Here is a 16273-nt window from a genome sequence, read left to right on the forward strand (position 1 = left end):
GAACCTGCCTACTCCCGAGCCTTCCCGCTGCTGGCAACGCTACTCACCCAGGGAGACTGATCGGCTCTCTTCGAGGAATTCGATGAGGCGCTCCAGTGGCATGGGACGCGCAAGGTGGAAGCCCTGGAAGAGATCGCAGCCATGCGCCATCAGCAGGCGATGCTGTTCCTCATGCTCGATGCCTTCGGCGACCACCATAAGCCCGAGGTGGTGCGCCATGGAGATGATGCCCTGGATGATGGCGGCATCCTCGGCATTACGCGTCACTTCACTGACGAAGCTGCGGTCGATCTTCACCGTGTCGATGGGCAGGTTCTTGAGGTAGCTGAGGCTGGAAAAGCCGGTCCCGAAATCGTCGATGGCGACGCCCACGCCCATCTCCCTGAGGGCATGCAGGGTGTCGATGGCACTTTCGGTATCGTTCATCAACACGCCTTCGGTCAGCTCCAGGGACAGTTTTGGCGCCGGTAAGCCGGTGACGGCCAGGGTCTGGCGCAGGTTGCCGAGAAAGCTCGAGCGGTGGAACTGCAGCGGCGAGAGGTTGACGGCGACATTCAGGAGGCCCTGCCCCGCCCCGTCGAGCATTCGCAGGTCATGGCAGGCCCGGCGGAGTACCCACTCGCTGATCGGGATGATCTGGCCGGTCTCCTCGGCCAGGGGAATGAACTGTGCCGGAGAGACATAACCGCGCAGGGGGTTTGGCCAGCGCAACAGCGCCTCCACGCCCACGACCCGACCCTGCCGGTCGATCAATGGCTGATAGTGCAGCTCGAAGGCCTGCACATCGATCGCCTCCTGGAGTTCATTGCGCAGCGCGACGCGATCGCCCAGCCGATGGGTGATCGCGGGCGTGAACCAATGGTAGGCATTGCGGCCTTGCTGCTTGGCCCGGTACATGGCCATGTCCGCCTGCTGGATGAGCTCGTTGGGCTGGGACACCTCCGCACTGCTGACGGCGATGCCGATACTGCAAGACAGCGAAAGTTCATGCTCGCCGACCCGATAGGGCCGGGCAATGAGCGCCAGCAGCCGCTCCGCCACCTGCAGCGCCTGCTCCTCGTTGTGCAGGTCCGGCAGCAGCACCACGAACTCGTCGCCGCCCAGGCGCGCCAGGGTGTCGCCCGCGCGCATCGCCGCGGACAGGCGCTGTGAGACCCCCAGCAGCAGCTGGTCCCCGATGGCGTGGCCCAGGCTGTCATTGATCGGCTTGAACTCGTCGAGGTCGACGAAGAGGACCGCCAGCAGATGCCCCTGACGCCTGGCCAGCTCGAAATCATGGACCAGCCGATCCTCGAGCAACGCGCGGTTTGCCAAGCCGGTCAAGGCATCATGGCTGGCGTGGTGGGCCAGGCGGGCCTCATAGGCCTTGTGTTCGGAGATGTCATGCTGGATGCCCACATAGTGGGTGACCTGCCCCTCCTCATCGCGCACCGGGGCAATGTAGAGATCGTTCCAGAAGGGGGTGCCGTCCTTGCGATAGTTGCACAGGGTGACGTGCACCTCGCACTGGCGAGCCAGCTGCTGGCGAACCTGCTCAACCGCCGCCGTATCGGTCTCGGCGCCCTGCAGGAAGCGACAATTGCGGCCGATGATCTCTTCGCGTGTGTAGCCGGTCATGCGCTGGAAGGCGTCGTTGGCATAGATGATCGGCAGATCGGGCTCGCCTGCGTCCGCGATCAGCACCCCGTTGACGCTGGCTTCCACGCCGCGCTCGAGGATCCGCAGCCGGGTCTCGTGTTCCCGGCGTTGCGTCACATCCTTGGCGATGCCATAGACCCCCTGGATGCGCTCACCGACCACGATCGGCAGATTCGTGATGTCCAGGCGGCGGACCTTGCCGTCCCGATGGGGGATCTGCAGTTCATAGCGGCAGGGGTCGCCGGCCGCGGTGATCTCGAATTTCTGTTGAACATACGCCAGGTCGTCGGGCTGCAGGAACTGGGAAAAGTGCGCGCCCATGATCTGCTCGACGGGGAAGCCGGTCAGCGCAGAACAATGCTCATTGGCCGTGGCGAAGTGTCCCCTCAGATCCAGTGAAAACACCGCATCCGGGTTATAGGCGAACAACGAGCGGTAGCGCTGCTCGCTCTCCCACAGCGAACGCCGGTCCTGCTCGCGCTCCACCGCCAGGGCCACCAGGTCCACGGCCTGGCGCGTCATTTCCAGTTCGGACTCATCCGGTCTGGCCGGCCGCCGATAGTAGGTCGCAAAGGTGCCCAGCAACCGACCATCACTGGCAATCACCGGATAGGACCAGCAGGCCCTGAGCCCCGCGTTCATGGCCAGGGTCCTGAACCCCTTCCAGCGTGGATCATGCGCGAGGTCCTCACAGACCACCACTTCACGGCCATGGGCCGAGCTGCCACAGGCGCCCATGCCGGCGCCGATGGGAATCGAGCCGATCGCCTCCCGGTAGCTCACCGGCAGACTGTTGCCCGCCACCAGGCGCAGCGCGCGACCTTCGTCGTCGGCCAGCATGATCGAGCATAGCCCTCCCTGCAGTTGCCCCTCGAGCATGAGGCAGATGGCATCGAGCGTCTGGTCGAGCGGGACTTCCTCGGCAATCATCGCCTGGATGGATTGCTGCTGCTCGAGCTGCTCCCGCGCCGCCATCAGCTCCCGGGAGTGCCCCAGGACCAGGCGCACCATCCCCAGGCTGAAGACCAGTAGATAGGTCAGCGTCAGCCCGCCCAGACCAACGGCTGACGGCACGATAACGGCCTGCAGCCAGCTCGCCTCGGACGCCGGGTGCACGGAGGGACTGAGCATCGGTCCGCCCGGCAGCCCGATGTGGCGTGCCGCAAAGGTGGGGGAATCCGTCACATCTCGCGCGACCATGCCCGGCGCCGCCAGCGAGAGGAGCGCCTCGTCATCACGGGAGAGGTTGACCTGAAAGCCGCCCAGTTGAATGCGCAGCCCACGCTCCAGGAGGGTCGCCATGTCCAGCACGGCCACCAGCTGCTGGTCGCGACGCGGGACCGCGATCGCCATGATCGCCAGACCCGGGGCGCCGTCATCGGGCACCATCATGCGCGGCTGGGGAAACGGCATGTCCAGCCAGTCGCGCACGCGCTCGGAATCCGCCCATTGCGCCCACCAGCGCCGGGCCTCCTCGCTGCGCGCCCGGCCCCAGCGCCAGTCCTGGTCGCTGCCCAGCAGGCCGATGACCTCGAGGCTGGGGGTATCACGCAGGTAGTTGGCCGCATCACGGTTCAGCACGGCGGGCTCCAGGCCCATGGCGGAGGCATCCAACCGCTCGGCCATGCGCTGCATCAGCATCAAGTGCGACCCCATCACCTGCTCGGCATTGAGGCGAACGTTGTCGAGCAGATACTCCGCCTGCTGGTCGATCCGTTGCTGCTGCTGCCAGCTGAGCAGGTACCACGCCAGACTGCTGGCCACCACCCCGGCCAGGCCTGCCATGACGGCCGCCCTTCCCAGCTTGAGCTGTCGCTGGGCCGTCCTGGCAGTCGCCGCCACCATGGCGCCGCCGAACATCAGCGCGAACAGCGCCACCACCAGCGGGGATGCGGTCATGCCCTCCCATCCAGGACCATCCCCCGAGACGACGCGCATCATCCCCAGCATGGTGAGCCCGAAGAGCAGCAGCAGGCACCCGCACACCTGCCACAGCCGACGCAGACCCTGTCGCCCGAGCCCCGAGACTAGACAGGCGGCTACCACCACCAGCAAGGCGGCCAGGAGTGAGGAAACCCGCGGTTCCCCGGACAGCCAGGAGGCGCCCTCCTGGCTCCCGCCGACCGCGGCATTGTGCAGCAGGGTATATCCCATCAAGACCAGCAGGCCGCCACCTGCCAGAAGGCGCGTGCGCTGCCAGTGCTGGACCACGGCGAGAAGGCCAACACCGGACAACATGGCGGCCAGTGAGGCATCCGGGCCCAGCAGCGTTTGCGGGGGGTAGTGGAACCACTCCAGCATCCCGGCCAGGCCCATCAGCACGAAAGCCGCCGATACCATCAGCAGCCAGCTATCCAGGGCAATATCGCGGGTCTTGAACGGCATGAACGTCGTGCTCCCTGCGCGTGATCTACAAGGTGCCTGGCACTACCCGGCCCAGTCGCCGCCTTGTCGCGGTGCCCCAGATGGTGCGGTGCTTCGCCTGGGAACACCAGCCTCTGTCCTCATCCAATAGGCTGAGAATCCTCAGCTTACCATTCCCGGCCCATGGCGTTGCCGACCTTCGGCCGGCGGGGCAGACGCGTCAGGGTGAACGGCAAAGGGGGAATGACGCTTTCGCTACTGGCCACGAGCCTAATAACCAAAGGCTATTGGAAAAACGGTTTCTTATTCTCTAGTGTATTTTCCCAACAACGGCGCGAACACCGCGACGTCTTCCCTGGTTTCAGCGAATACACAGGAGCAACCCATGCTCAAGCGCATAGCCCTTACCGCCATGGCCGCAGGCCTGATGACCGCTGGCGGCCTGGTCCAGGCCGACGACCACGCCATCAAGGTCGGCATGTCCGGCGGCTACTTCCCCTTCACCTTCGTCGAACAGGACAAGCTCCAGGGCTTCGAGGTGGATGTCATGGAGGCCGTGGCCGAGGAGATGGAGGTCGAGGTCGAGTTCGTCACGGCGAACTTCTCGGGACTGTTCGGCATGCTCGAGTCCGGTCGGATCGATACCATCGCCAACCAGATCACCATCACAGAGGAGCGGGCCGCCAAGTACGCCTTCACCGAGCCCTACGTCTACGATGGCGCCCAGGTCGTGGTCAGGGAAGGCAACGAGGAGATCCAGGGCGTCGAAGACCTGAAAGGCAGGACCGTTGCCGTCAACCTCGGCTCCAACTACGAGGAACTGCTGCGCGAGTTGCCCTATGCCGACGAGATCGACATCCGCACCTACGAGAGCAACATCGAGCAGGACACGGCCCTGGGTCGCGTCGACGCCTTCGTCATGGACCGGGTGAGTGCCAGCCAGGTGATCAAGGAGAAGCCGCTGCCCCTGGCGCTGGCCGGCCAGCCCTTCTCCAAGATCCGCAATGCCCTGCCCTTCCGGGACACCGAGGAGGACCGCGCCCTGCGTGACCGGGTCGATACCGCCCTGGCCACCCTGCGCGAGTCGGGCGAGCTGCAAGCGATCTCGGAAGCGTGGTTCGGCACCGACATCACTCGCCCCTGAGGCGCTGAGTCGCTCCCATGCGTTTGCTCGATGTCGACTACATGCTGGGGCTGGTGCCCATCCTGCTGCGCTATCTGCCGCTGACCCTGCAGATGGCCGCGGTGGGGATGGCACTGGCCCTGGTGCTGGCCTGTGGCCTCGCGGTGATCCGCGTGCTGCGAATCCCGGGCCTGAACGCCGCCACGCTACTGTTCATCTCCTTCTTTCGCGGCACGCCACTGCTGGTACAACTGTTCCTGTTCTATTACGGCTTGCCCCAGCTGCTGGCCTTCCTGACCCAGATCAATGGCATTACCGCCACCATCATGGGCCTGACCCTGCATTTCTCGGCCTACATGGCGGAATCCATCCGCGCCGCCATCGTCGGGGTCGACAGGAGCCAGACGGAGGCGGCGCTCTCCATCGGCATGACCAACGGCCAGCTGATGCGGCGCATCGTGCTGCCTCAGGCCACGAGGGTCGCGGTCCCGACGCTGATGAACTACTTCATCGACATGATCAAGGCGACCTCCCTGGCATTCACCCTGGGGGTTACCGAGCTGATGGGCGCCACCCAGAAGGAGGCCGCCGGCAGTTTCCTCTACTTCGAGGCCTTCATCACCGTGGCAATCTTCTACTGGGTCATCGTCGAGCTGCTGGCCTGGTTCCAGCGGCGCCTGGAAATCCGACTCAACGAGGCATATCGCCGATGATCAAGGTAGAGGGACTCGTCAAGCGCTTCGGCGGAACCGCGGTGCTCGACGGCATCGACCTGGCCATCGAGCAGGGCGAGATCATCGTCGTCATCGGCCCCTCGGGGACCGGCAAGTCGACGCTGCTGCGCTGCCTGAACTTCCTCGAGCGCCCGGATGCCGGCCGGCTGACCATCGGCGACCTGGACGTCGACGTCACGCGGGCCAGCCGAGCCGACATACTGACGGCACGCAGGCGCACGGCCTTCGTGTTCCAGAACTATGCACTGTTCGCCAACAAGACGGCACTGGAGAACATCGCCGAGGGGCTGATCGTCGTCAACCGCTGGCCCAAGGAGAAGGCCCATGCGCGGGCCAGGGAGATCCTGGAGCGTATCGGCCTGGCCGACAAGGCCGATGCCTACCCCGCCGCCCTGTCCGGCGGCCAGCAGCAACGCGTCGGCATCGGGCGCGCCATGGCGGCCCAGGCCGAGGTGATCCTCTTCGACGAGCCGACCTCCTCGCTGGATCCCGAATGGGTCGAGGAGGTCCTGGGCCTGATGAAGCAACTCGCGAGAGAGCGTCAGACCATGCTGGTGGTCACCCACGAGATGAGCTTCGCCCGGGACGTGGCGGACCGGGTGATCTTCATGGAGGGCGGTCGCATCGTCGAGCAGGGACCACCCAGCCAGCTCTTCGGCTCGCCGAAGGATCCCCGCACCCGGGACTTCCTGCGCAAGGTACTGGCGACCCAGGTGTCGATCGACTCCCCGACCTAAGCCGAACGGCTGACGGGCGCGTTGTGGGGCCCGGCGGGCTTCCCGTATAGTGTTCGTACACTTTCCCAGGCCCTCGCCCTCCTCGATGCCACAGCCACGCGTCCAGATCCGCCCTCGCCGTCGCCCTCCCCTGCATTTCCTGCCGCTGGGTGGCTGTGGCGAGATCGGCATGAACCTCAGCCTCTATGGGTATGGGGAGAGGGGCCACGAGGACGACTGGATTGCCGTGGACTGCGGCATGATGATCCGCCAGGACCTGCCCGACAATCCGCTCCAGGTGCCGGACCTTTCCACCCTGGAGACCCTGTCGATCCGTCCTCGGGCACTGATCATCACCCATGGCCACGAGGATCACATCGGGGCCGCCGCCTGGCTCTGGCCCCGGTGGGGCTGCCCGATCCACGCCACCCCGCTGGCCGCCGGCCTGCTGAGAGCCAAGTTCGTCGAACGCGGGCTGGCCACCGACGCCATCCGGGTCATCGAACCCGGCGAGGCGCTGGAGACCGGCCCCTTCACCCTGCGCTACCTGCCGCTGACCCACTCGATTCCCGAGAGCTGTGCGCTGCTGATCGCGGCCGGGGAGCATCGAGTACTGCACACCGGCGACTGGAAGCTCGATCCCGAGCCGTTGATCGGCCCCCCGATCTCGGCCGCGACCTTTCGCGCCATCGCGCCCGTGGACCTGGTGGTGGGAGATTCCACCAACGCCCCCATGCCCGGCCACTCCCGCAGCGAAGGCGAGGTCGCCGAGGCGCTGACCCACACCATCGCCGGCTGCGAGGGACGCGTGGTGGTGAGCTGCTTCGCCAGCAACCTGGCACGGGTGCTGGCCATCGGTCGCGCGGCAGAACGCTGCGGTCGCCGGGTCAGCCTGATGGGGCGCTCCATGGAGCGCATGGTGGGCGTGGCACGCCAGCTTGGCTACATGGACGACCTGCCACCGCTGGTGCCGGTGACCGATCTGGGCTATCTGCCGCCGGAAGAGGTGCTGGTGATCGCCACCGGCAGCCAGGGCGAGCCGCGGGCCGCGCTGTCACGCCTTTCCCGGGGCCGCCATCCACACTTCGAGCTGATGGCCGGCGACACGGTGATCTTCTCGGCCAAGGCCATCCCTGGCAACGAGCGACTGATCGACCGCCTGAAGCGCGGGCTGAAGCAATTTAGCGTGGCTATCCTCGACGAGGAGAATCACCCCGAACTGCACGCCTCGGGCCACCCGGCGCAGGACGAATTACGCACCTTCTACGGCTGGGTGAAGCCACGCCACCTGCTGCCGGTACATGGCGAACCACGCCACCAAGAGGCCCACCGTGCCCTGGCCGAGGCGTTAGGCATCCAGGCACCGGTGACGCCGGTGAACGGGGATTTGATCCGCCTGGATGCCCAAGGGCTTTTTCTGGAGACGCGCCATCCCCAGAAGCCGCATATCGTCAGCCAGGATGCCGTATCCGCGTTGCCCGGCCTGGGGAGTAGCGACAGCGGAAACCGCTCACGCCATGGGAGCCTTTACCTGGCCATCTCGGTGGCTGCCACTGACACCGGCTGGACCCGCATCGGTCGACTGATGCTCGATGCCAGCCAGGCGAGCCCCATGGACGAGACTGCCTTCGCCGACTGGCTCGATGACTGCCTCGAGGAGATCCAGGTGGATTCCCTGGCGGAATTGCGCCTGGCCCTGCAGCCTAGACTGCTCGGATGGCTCGCCGATCACCTGCACCGGGTACCCGAGGTGCACCTGCAGATTCTGGCAGTCGAAGCCGAGCTGCTGGGGAAGTAGAACGGAGAAGTCTTGAGTGCCGTGAGTTCGACGCTGCAGCTAACACGGCGATTCGTTCTTACCCGACCCATCGCGGTGCAAGTCGATGCGTCGAACTGACGGCACCCACAAGTGCCTCGAAAGGCTACACGGAGTTGTAGGAGCCGTGCTTGCACGGCGATTGGCTGCCCGGTTTCAAAAATTCGCCGTGCAAGCACGGCTCCTACAATTGTCTCATAGCCTCTGTGGGAGTGGTGCTTGCACCGCGAATAGCGGAGACCAACACCCAATCGCCGTGCAAGTCGAAGCGTCGAAACGACGGCTCCCACGAGAGGTCGGAAACTGCATAAGGTTGTGGGAGCCACGGCAGCAAGGCGCAGAATAAAACCCCTCAGGCCTTGCTGGCATTCTTCGGCGGACGACCGCGCTTGCGCTTGGGCTGCTCGGTCACCAGGTCATCCAGGGAAAGGCCGGCTTCATTGATCTGTTCGCGGATCTCGGCGAGCTTCCTGGCCTTCTCGGCTTCCTCTTCCTGGCGCTGAACTTCCTCGTCCTTCTTCTGCTCGATCACCTCACCGATGACCTCGGCCAGCTTGTGGAGCTGTTCCATGCTCAGCTGGCGTGCCGCGGCACGAGCCACGTTCTTGTTGCGGGCGATGCGCTCCAGGGATTCGCTGGACATTAGCGGTCTCCATGCCGAATGTTGGACGGTTGCTTTATGTAATGACACGTCAAAAGTATATGCACTTGCATGACATTGGCAAGAAAAGTCGCGTTAAAAAATGGAAGAAAGCCGGGAGAAATTAGAATGCACTGGGCCAGGCAGCCGAGGGACATTGGCGAAATCCCGCCAGGATTTCCCTCGCCCGTAAGGCAACGGGCGACATCATGATGTCGCCCGTTATGCCATGGTGCTGGCTTCAGGGTAGCGATGGTGACGGCTCAGCCGCCGGTCATGTTCATGAAGCGTACCACCTGGACGTCGCCGTCGGTGGTGAAGTGATGACGCTCGGGCTTGAGCGGCATGGCGCGCACGATGGCCTGCTTAAGCGCCTCGATATCGCCGGGATAGCGGCGCAGCACGGCACGCAGGTCCACGGAGTGCTCGTTGCCGAGGCACAGCAGCAGGCGCCCCTCCACGGTGACGCGAACCCGATTGCAGGTATCGCAGAAATTGTGGCTGTGGGGGGAGATGAAGCCGACCCGGGACTCGCTGTCGGGCATCATGAAGTAGCGCGACGGGCCGAGGGTCGACTCGGTGGTGGGAATCAAGGTGTGGCGGGACTCGATGTGTGCCTGGACCTCGTCGCTGGAACAGAAGGTCTCGGCACGGGAGTGGTCCGACACGTCGCCCAGCGGCATCTCCTCGATGAAGCTGATATCGAGGCCCTCGTCACGCGCGAAATCGACGAGGTCGATCACCTCGTCATCATTGCGCCCCTTGAGGATGACGGCGTTGAGCTTGATCCGCTCGAAGCCGGCGTCGCGTGCGGCACGAATGCCGTCGATGACCTTGTGCAGGTCGCCGGTACGGGTGAGACGACGGAAACGGTCGGGATCCAGGGAGTCGAGGCTGATATTGAGACGCTTGAGCCCGCCCTCGCGTAGGCGAGTGGCGAACCTGGGCAGGCTCGCGCCGTTGGTGGTCATGGCAAAATCCTTGAGCCCCGGCAGCGCCCCGATATCCGCGACGAGGCGATCGATGTCACGACGCACCAGAGGCTCGCCCCCGGTCAGCCGGACCTTCTCCACGCCCATCTCGGTGAAGGCCCGAGCGACCATCCCCAACTCCTCCAGGGTCAGTACCTGGGCACGCGGCAGGAAGGTCATCTCCTCGCTCATGCAGTAGACGCAGCGAAAATCGCAGCGATCGGTGACCGAGATGCGCACATAGCGCACTCGCCTGCCGAAATCGTCGATCAGCTCATCGGTCATGAAGACATCTCCCAGCGACGGGCATCATGATGGTCCCCGTCGCGCTCCGAAACCCAGTAGTCCCCGCTGGCGGTGTGCTCCTTCTTCCAGAAAGGCGCGCGGGTCTTGAGGTAATCCATGATGAAGTCGCAGGCCTCGAAGGCGGCGCGTCGATGGGCGCTGGCGACCACTACCAACACGATAGGGTCTGACGGGGCGAGGCGTCCAATCCGGTGGATCACGGTTACGCCCTGGAGTGGCCAGCGGGACTCGGCCTGCTCGACAATCTCGCCGAGGGCCGCCTCGGTCATGCCTGGGTAGTGTTCCAGGGTGAGCGCCTGAACCTCGGGACGCTCGTTGAAGTCGCGCACCAGTCCGGTGAAGCTCACCACCGCCCCAATGTCGCTACGCCCTTCGAGCAGGGCGCGCTGTTCTACGCCGGCATCGAAGACGCTTTCCTGCACGCGGATCATCGCTAGCCTCCGGTCACCGGGGGAAAGAAGGCGACCTCGTCGTTGTCGGTCAGCGGCGTGGCATCGCTGGCCATCACCTGATTGACGGCACACAGCACGCGCCCCTGGTCGAGACCCTCGAAGCGGGGATCCAGGGCCTTGAGGGCCGTCTTGAGGCCGGCCACATCGGAACTCGGCAGACGCTCGACCGGTACCGAGACATCGCCCACCCCGAGACGCTCGCGCAGTTCGGCCAGGCACTTGACGCGGATGCAGGGCGCGGCGATATCGCAACGCTGCCCCACCGAGACTTCTCCGGAAGCCCCCTCGCCGGTGACGATCGGCGACGGGGCGGATTCGATGATGGAGGGCGCTACCGCGCGCTCCCCGCGGGCCTCGTCCCGCCGATAGTCGCCGGACTTGCCACCGGTCTTGGTGTCGAGGTGGATGGCGCCGATCTCCATGCCCTTGTCCACCGCCTTGCACATGTCGTAGAGAGTCAGGCAGGCCACCGAGACCGCCGTCAACGCCTCCATCTCCACCCCGGTTCGACCGTTGAGGCGACAGGTCGCGGTGACATGGACGCAGGACTCTGGCTCGTCGAGGTCGAAGTCGATGGCGATCTTCGACAGGGCCAGGGCATGGCAGAGCGGGATCAGCTCGTGAGTGCGCTTGGCGGCCTGGATGCCGGCGATACGCGCCGTGGCCAGCACGTCGCCCTTGGGCAGGCCGCCCTCGGCGAGCAGCGCCAGGGTCTCGGGCTGCATGCGGATGAGGCCCGAGGCGCTGGCCTCGCGGCGGCTCTCGGGCTTGTCGGCGACGTCGACCATGTGGGCCTCGCCGCGGGCATTGAGATGGGTCAGGGACGGGTTGGACAGAGGCATGGGGTCAGCGTCTCATGGCAGTCGATGTAGGGGTTGGATGCTCACCGTCTCGCCCGGGGCAACTCCCTCGCGCTCGTCGGTGAGCTCGATCAGGCAGTTGGCCGCCACCATCGAGGACAGGATCCCGGAGCCCTGGGCGCCGGTGCTGCGCACGTGCAGGCGGCCCTCGGCGTCGGCATGGTAGCAACCGCGCAGGAAGTCGGTTCGCCCGAGACGGCTCTTCAGGGCCTCGTCGGCGATAGCCGTCAGCCGTAGCGGCTCTCGCACCGGCCTTCCCTGCAGCTTGGACAGCAGCGGCGCCACAAATTGCAGGAAAGTCACCATCACCGCCACCGGGTTACCAGGCAGCCCCAGGAAGGGTACGCCCCGCTCCCCCAAGAGGCCGCAGGCCAGGGGGCGCCCGGGACGGATGGCAATCCGCCAGAAGGCCAGGCGACCGACTGCCTCCAGCGCCGCACGGGTGAAGTCGGCGTGGCCCACCGACACGCCGCCGCTGGTAATCACCATGTCGGCCCGCCCGGCGGCATCGCCCAGGGCGGCGACCATGGCGTCCCGGTCGTCGGGGAGGATGCCCAGGTCGATCAACTCGGCGCCCTGCTCGGCCAGCAGACCGGCCAGGGTATGGCGGTTGGCATCGAAGATACCTGCCGGCGGCAGGGGCTCACCGGGAGCGGTCACCTCGTCGCCGGTGGAGAAGATGGCCACCCGCGGGCGGCGATGCACGCTCGCATCAACCAGGCCCAGCGAAGCCAGCAGGCCCAATTCGGCCGCTCCCAGCCGGTTACCGGCGCGCAACGCCGTCTGGCCCCGGGGAATATCCTCGCCGGCCTGGCGCACGTGCTGGCCACGCCTGACGCTCTCGGGCTGGCGAACCACCACCGTCTCGCTTCGCTCCTCGAGCTGTTCGAGCATGATCACGGTATCGGCCCCCGGCGGCAGCGGCGCCCCGGTGGTGATGCGCACGCACTCGCCGGCACCCAGCGCCTCGTCCAGGCGACTGCCGGCGAGCACCTCGCCGACGACTCGCCACTCACCCGGCAACTCGGCGTCCCCAGGCCAGGCCAGGGCTATTCCATCCATGGCGGCATTGGTGTTCTGGGGCACATCGATGGGCGAGACGACATCTTCTGCAAGCACACGTCCGTGCAGTTCGGCCAGCGCCACCCGTTCGGCGGGTAGCGGTGCCTCGACGAGACTGGCCAGACGCACGCGTGCCTCCTCTACCGGGAGCATGCGCTCGCCGAGATCGAAGCAGGAGAGCGTCATGGCGCGGTCTCCTCACACCTGCGCTCGCGGGGCAGCTGGCAGCTCGGCCAGCGAGCGGGCCAGGCGGCGATCCAGTCGGTGAGTGCCTCGAGATCATTGAGGTCCAGTGCCGCGACGCCCTCGGGCAGCGCGAGGGACGCGTCACTGGCCACGGCGCACACCCAGGGGTCCTCGGCCACGCGCAGCGACTTGCCCACCTCGGGACGATAGAGCTCGAGCTTGGGTAGCGGCCAGGCCTTGAAGCCTTCCACCAGGATCAGGTCGGGATGCTGAGGCCGCACCATGTCGATGAGTTCGGCCAGATCCGCCTCCTTACGCCCGGGGGTCTCCATCATCAGCGCCACTCGGGCGCGGGACGCCACCAGCATCGGCGAGGCGCCGGCCTGGCGCAGGCGGTGGCTGTCCTTGCCGGGCTGGTCGACGTCGAAGGCATGGTGAGCATGCTTGATCACCGCCACCCGCAGGCCCCGCTCGCCGAGGCGTGGCAACAGCTGCTCCAGCAGGGTGGTCTTGCCGGTTCCGCTCCAGGCGGCGATGCCGAGCAGTGGCAGATCGTCGTCGAACGAGAGGCTCTCGGGTACGCCATCGCTCATGGGCTCAGGGACTCCTTCTTTCCTCCGCGGTTTGAGTTTCCCTCGCTCAGGGCGCGCTCAAGCCGTCGCTTCTCGTCATCGGTATTGAGGTTGGCGAAGGCGTCCGGGCAGTCGCTGACGTCCACCCGGCACCAGGCGTGGCGGGCGTACCAGCGGTCGATCTTGCGCTCGCCATCGGCCAGGGAGGACGCCAGGTCCTCGGCCAGGGCGGTACGGATCAACGCCACCACCGGATGCAGCCGCTCGCCGTCGAAGGCCACGGCGATATCGCACTCGCCGATGCCGGCCACCAGGCGATCCACCAGGTCATGGGGCAAGGCCGGGCTGTCGCAGGGCACCACCAGCAGCCAGGGCGTGATCGCAGCCCGCAGGCCGCTGTAGATGCCCATCAGCGGGCCCTGGAAGCCGCCTTCGGCATCCTGGATCACGCGGTCGGCCAGCGGCGCATAGGCCTCGGCATTGCGATTGGCGTTGATCAGCACCTCGGCGACCCGCCCCGCCAGGCGCTCATGAACATGGGCCACCAGCGGGCGTCCCGCGAAGGGTTCGAGCCCCTTGTCGCGACCGCCCATCCGGCGTCCCTGGCCGCCGGCCAGGATCAGGCCAGTGAGGTCGTCTCGGGTGATCATTGGCGCTCCTGACGAATCGGTCATGTTGTGAGTCATGATGCCTCAGCCCGGCGGCGGGTGCCATGCCGGCCGTCCACGCTGGTCCCCTGCCCTGACGCCGGTCAAGCCGTGGCTTATCCCCGTGCCGCCAAGGAGGTACACTATGTTGAAAATATTCCACGAATGCGGCAACAACCGCGGTAAGGACCGACCCATGGAAGAGGCATTCGATGTAGGCGCCCGGCTCAAGCAGCTGAGGCTTTCGCGCGGGCTGTCCCAGAGAGAGCTGGCCAAGCGGGCCGGTGTCACCAACAGCACCATCTCGCTGGTCGAGCAGAACAACGTCAGCCCGTCGGTGAGTTCGCTGAAGAAGATACTGGACGCCCTGCCGGTGTCGATCAGCGCCTTCTTCGCCGGCGACGAGCCCAGCCAGCCGCAGCCCTTCTATCGGCAGGACGAACTGACCGATATCGGCGATGGCAGGCTTTCCTGGCGGCTGGTAGCCGCCCGCCGCCCCGACCGGCGCATGTCGATCATCCACGAGCGCTACCCGCCCGGGGCCGACAGCGGCGAAGAGATGCTGGAGCATGATGGTGAGGAAGGCGGCGTGGTGATCGCGGGGCAGATCGAGATCACCGTAAACGGCGAGGTGGGGGTGCTGGGCGCAGGCGACGCCTACTACTTCGACTCCCGCCTGCCCCACCGCTTCCGTAACCCCGGCCGCGAGGAGTGCGTGATCGTCAGCGCCAGCACCCCGCCGACCTTCTCCGACGCGGGCCAGGAGCAACACCACGCCTGAGCAGGATCACTCCTCCTCGGCACGGGGCAGCACCCAGTTGAGGACGATGCCGACCAGAGCGGCGAGACTGACGCCCTGAAGGGTGAACTGGCCATTGCCGAACTGCATGCCGCCGATGCCGAAGACCAGCACCAGGGAGACCACCACCAGATTGCGCGGCGCGGTGAGCGGCTTGCCGGCCCGCACCAGGGTGTTCATGCCGACCACGGCGATGGAGCCGAAGAGCAGGGTCATGATGCCGCCCATCACCGGACCGGGGATGGTCTGCAGCAGCGCGCCGAGCTTGCCGACGAAGGCCAGGACAATGGCGATGCAGGCAGCGACCACCATGATCCTGGGGTTGAAGGCACGGGTCAGGGTCACGGCCCCGGTGACCTCGGAGTAGGTGGTGTTGGGCGGTCCGCCGAAGATCGCCGCCGCGGTGGTGGCCAGGCCATCGCCCAGCAGGGTGCGATGCAAGCCGGGCTTCTCCAGGTAGTTCTTGCGAGTCACCGAGCCGATGGCGACCATGTCGCCGATATGCTCTACCGCCGGGGCGATGGCGACCGGAATCATGAACAGGATCGCCGCCCAGTGGAAGCTCGGCGCGGTGAACGATGGCAGCGACAGCCAGGCCGACTCCTGCACCGGCGTGAAGTCCACCCCCCCCATCACCAGCGAAAGCACATAGCCCGTGACGATACCGCCCATGATCGGGATCAGGCGGATCAGGCCGCGACCGAACACCGCCAGCACCAGGGTGACCAGCAGGCTGGTCATGGAGAGGAAGATCGCCGCGCCGTAGCCGATGTTCTCACTGGTCTCGCCGGTGGCCATGTCCACCGCCACCGGGGCCAGTGCCAGGCCGATCACCATGATCACCGGCCCCACCACCACCGGGGGCAGCAGCCGATGCAGCCAGGCGGTGCCCTTGAGGCGCACGAACTGGGAGATCACCACGTAGACCAGGCCGGCGGCCATCAGCCCTCCCAAGGTGGCGGGAATGCCGTAGTTCGCCACGGAGCCCTGGATAGGCGCGATAAAGGCAAACGACGAGGCCAGGAAGACCGGCACGCTGACCCGGGTCACGCCATGGAAGATCAGGGTGCCGATGCCCGCGGTGAACAGCGCCACATTGGGGTCCAGGCCGGTGAGCAGGGGCACCAGCACCAGGGCGCCGAAGGCCACGAACAGCATCTGCGCCCCGGTCAGCAAAGTGCGCAACGGGGAGTCGGTGGGCATGGCGGCCGCCGCCGTGTTGTCGGTCATGATCAAGGGCTCCGGGAAAATCGAGGGGAACGGGTCGCGCGGCATTCTACCAGCCTGACTTACCCAATAGCTTCTCGTCGCTCAACGCTCGGCTGAGCTATCGCAGTAGCGAAAAGCGAAAGGGCGCTGGGGGCAAGCCGAAGAGGAGGTCCTACGC

Annotated in this window: 14 protein-coding genes; 5 read left to right on the forward strand and 9 right to left on the reverse strand. The window is 66.1% G+C overall.

All coding sequences use genetic code 11. The features are described from left to right. Positions 1-39: 39 nt before the first annotated feature. On the reverse strand, positions 40-4023 hold the full coding sequence (locus QLQ83_RS09680) for a bifunctional diguanylate cyclase/phosphodiesterase (protein WP_282735320.1): 3984 nt from the start codon (positions 4021-4023) through the stop codon (positions 40-42). Between the two features lie 364 nt (positions 4024-4387). Here QLQ83_RS09680 and QLQ83_RS09685 point away from each other — a divergent pair, with 364 nt between their 5' ends. The 4 genes from QLQ83_RS09685 (at position 4388) to QLQ83_RS09700 (ending at position 8373) form a co-directional block, all read left to right on the forward strand. After that, complete coding sequence (locus QLQ83_RS09685) at positions 4388-5146, forward strand: amino acid ABC transporter substrate-binding protein (RefSeq protein ID WP_411971125.1); 759 nt, start codon at positions 4388-4390, stop codon at positions 5144-5146. Positions 5147-5163: 17 nt separating this feature from the next. Then, complete coding sequence (locus QLQ83_RS09690; RefSeq protein ID WP_282735321.1) at positions 5164-5838, forward strand: amino acid ABC transporter permease; 675 nt, start codon at positions 5164-5166, stop codon at positions 5836-5838. Further along, positions 5835-6596: an amino acid ABC transporter ATP-binding protein gene (locus tag QLQ83_RS09695; protein ID WP_282735322.1), complete on the forward strand. Its 762-nt coding sequence runs from the start codon at positions 5835-5837 to the stop codon at positions 6594-6596. The genes QLQ83_RS09690 and QLQ83_RS09695 overlap by 4 nt, the downstream gene beginning before the upstream one ends. A 169-nt stretch (positions 6597-6765) precedes the next feature. Next, positions 6766-8373 carry a ribonuclease J gene (locus QLQ83_RS09700; RefSeq protein WP_282735400.1) on the forward strand — a complete coding sequence of 536 codons (1608 nt, stop codon included), beginning with the start codon at positions 6766-6768 and terminating at the stop codon, positions 8371-8373. 370 nt (positions 8374-8743) lie between these two features. Here the strand turns inward: QLQ83_RS09700 and QLQ83_RS09705 are convergent, their stop codons facing one another. From QLQ83_RS09705 to mobA, 7 genes are all read right to left on the reverse strand, one after another. After that, positions 8744-9034 (reverse strand): H-NS family histone-like protein, encoded by a 291-nt coding sequence (locus QLQ83_RS09705; protein ID WP_133633719.1) that lies wholly within the window; start codon positions 9032-9034, stop codon positions 8744-8746. 260 nt (positions 9035-9294) lie between these two features. Next, positions 9295-10287 carry a GTP 3',8-cyclase MoaA gene (moaA, locus tag QLQ83_RS09710; RefSeq protein ID WP_282735323.1) on the reverse strand — a complete coding sequence of 331 codons (993 nt, stop codon included), beginning with the start codon at positions 10285-10287 and terminating at the stop codon, positions 9295-9297. Continuing rightward, entirely contained in the window at positions 10284-10739 is a 456-nt protein-coding gene (gene moaE / locus QLQ83_RS09715) for a molybdopterin synthase catalytic subunit MoaE (RefSeq protein ID WP_282735324.1), read from the reverse strand. Before moaE ends, moaA begins: the two co-directional genes overlap by 4 nt. 2 nt (positions 10740-10741) lie before the next feature. Beyond that, entirely contained in the window at positions 10742-11602 is an 861-nt protein-coding gene (gene moaC, locus QLQ83_RS09720) for a cyclic pyranopterin monophosphate synthase MoaC (protein ID WP_282735325.1), read from the reverse strand. Positions 11603-11614: 12 nt separating this feature from the next. Further along, a complete protein-coding gene (locus QLQ83_RS09725; protein ID WP_282735326.1) occupies positions 11615-12868 on the reverse strand; it encodes a bifunctional molybdopterin-guanine dinucleotide biosynthesis adaptor protein MobB/molybdopterin molybdotransferase MoeA in 1254 nt (417 codons plus the stop codon). Then, complete coding sequence (gene mobB / locus QLQ83_RS09730) at positions 12865-13461, reverse strand: molybdopterin-guanine dinucleotide biosynthesis protein B (protein ID WP_282735327.1); 597 nt, start codon at positions 13459-13461, stop codon at positions 12865-12867. Before mobB ends, QLQ83_RS09725 begins: the two co-directional genes overlap by 4 nt. Then, positions 13458-14090 (reverse strand): molybdenum cofactor guanylyltransferase MobA, encoded by a 633-nt coding sequence (gene mobA, locus QLQ83_RS09735; protein ID WP_282735328.1) that lies wholly within the window; start codon positions 14088-14090, stop codon positions 13458-13460. The genes mobB and mobA overlap by 4 nt, the downstream gene beginning before the upstream one ends. Before the next feature lie 193 nt (positions 14091-14283). On the opposite strand from mobA, the gene QLQ83_RS09740 reads away from it, so the two are divergent. Beyond that, positions 14284-14868 (forward strand): cupin domain-containing protein, encoded by a 585-nt coding sequence (locus tag QLQ83_RS09740; RefSeq protein WP_282735329.1) that lies wholly within the window; start codon positions 14284-14286, stop codon positions 14866-14868. A gap of 6 nt (positions 14869-14874) precedes the next feature. On the opposite strand, the gene QLQ83_RS09745 is transcribed toward QLQ83_RS09740, so the two are convergent. Beyond that, positions 14875-16116, reverse strand: coding sequence for a uracil-xanthine permease family protein (locus QLQ83_RS09745; protein WP_282735330.1), 1242 nt, complete (start codon positions 16114-16116; stop codon positions 14875-14877). Positions 16117-16273 lie beyond the last annotated feature (157 nt).

Source organism: Halomonas rhizosphaerae (genome assembly GCF_030010555.1).
Classification (GTDB): domain Bacteria; phylum Pseudomonadota; class Gammaproteobacteria; order Pseudomonadales; family Halomonadaceae; genus Halomonas; species Halomonas rhizosphaerae.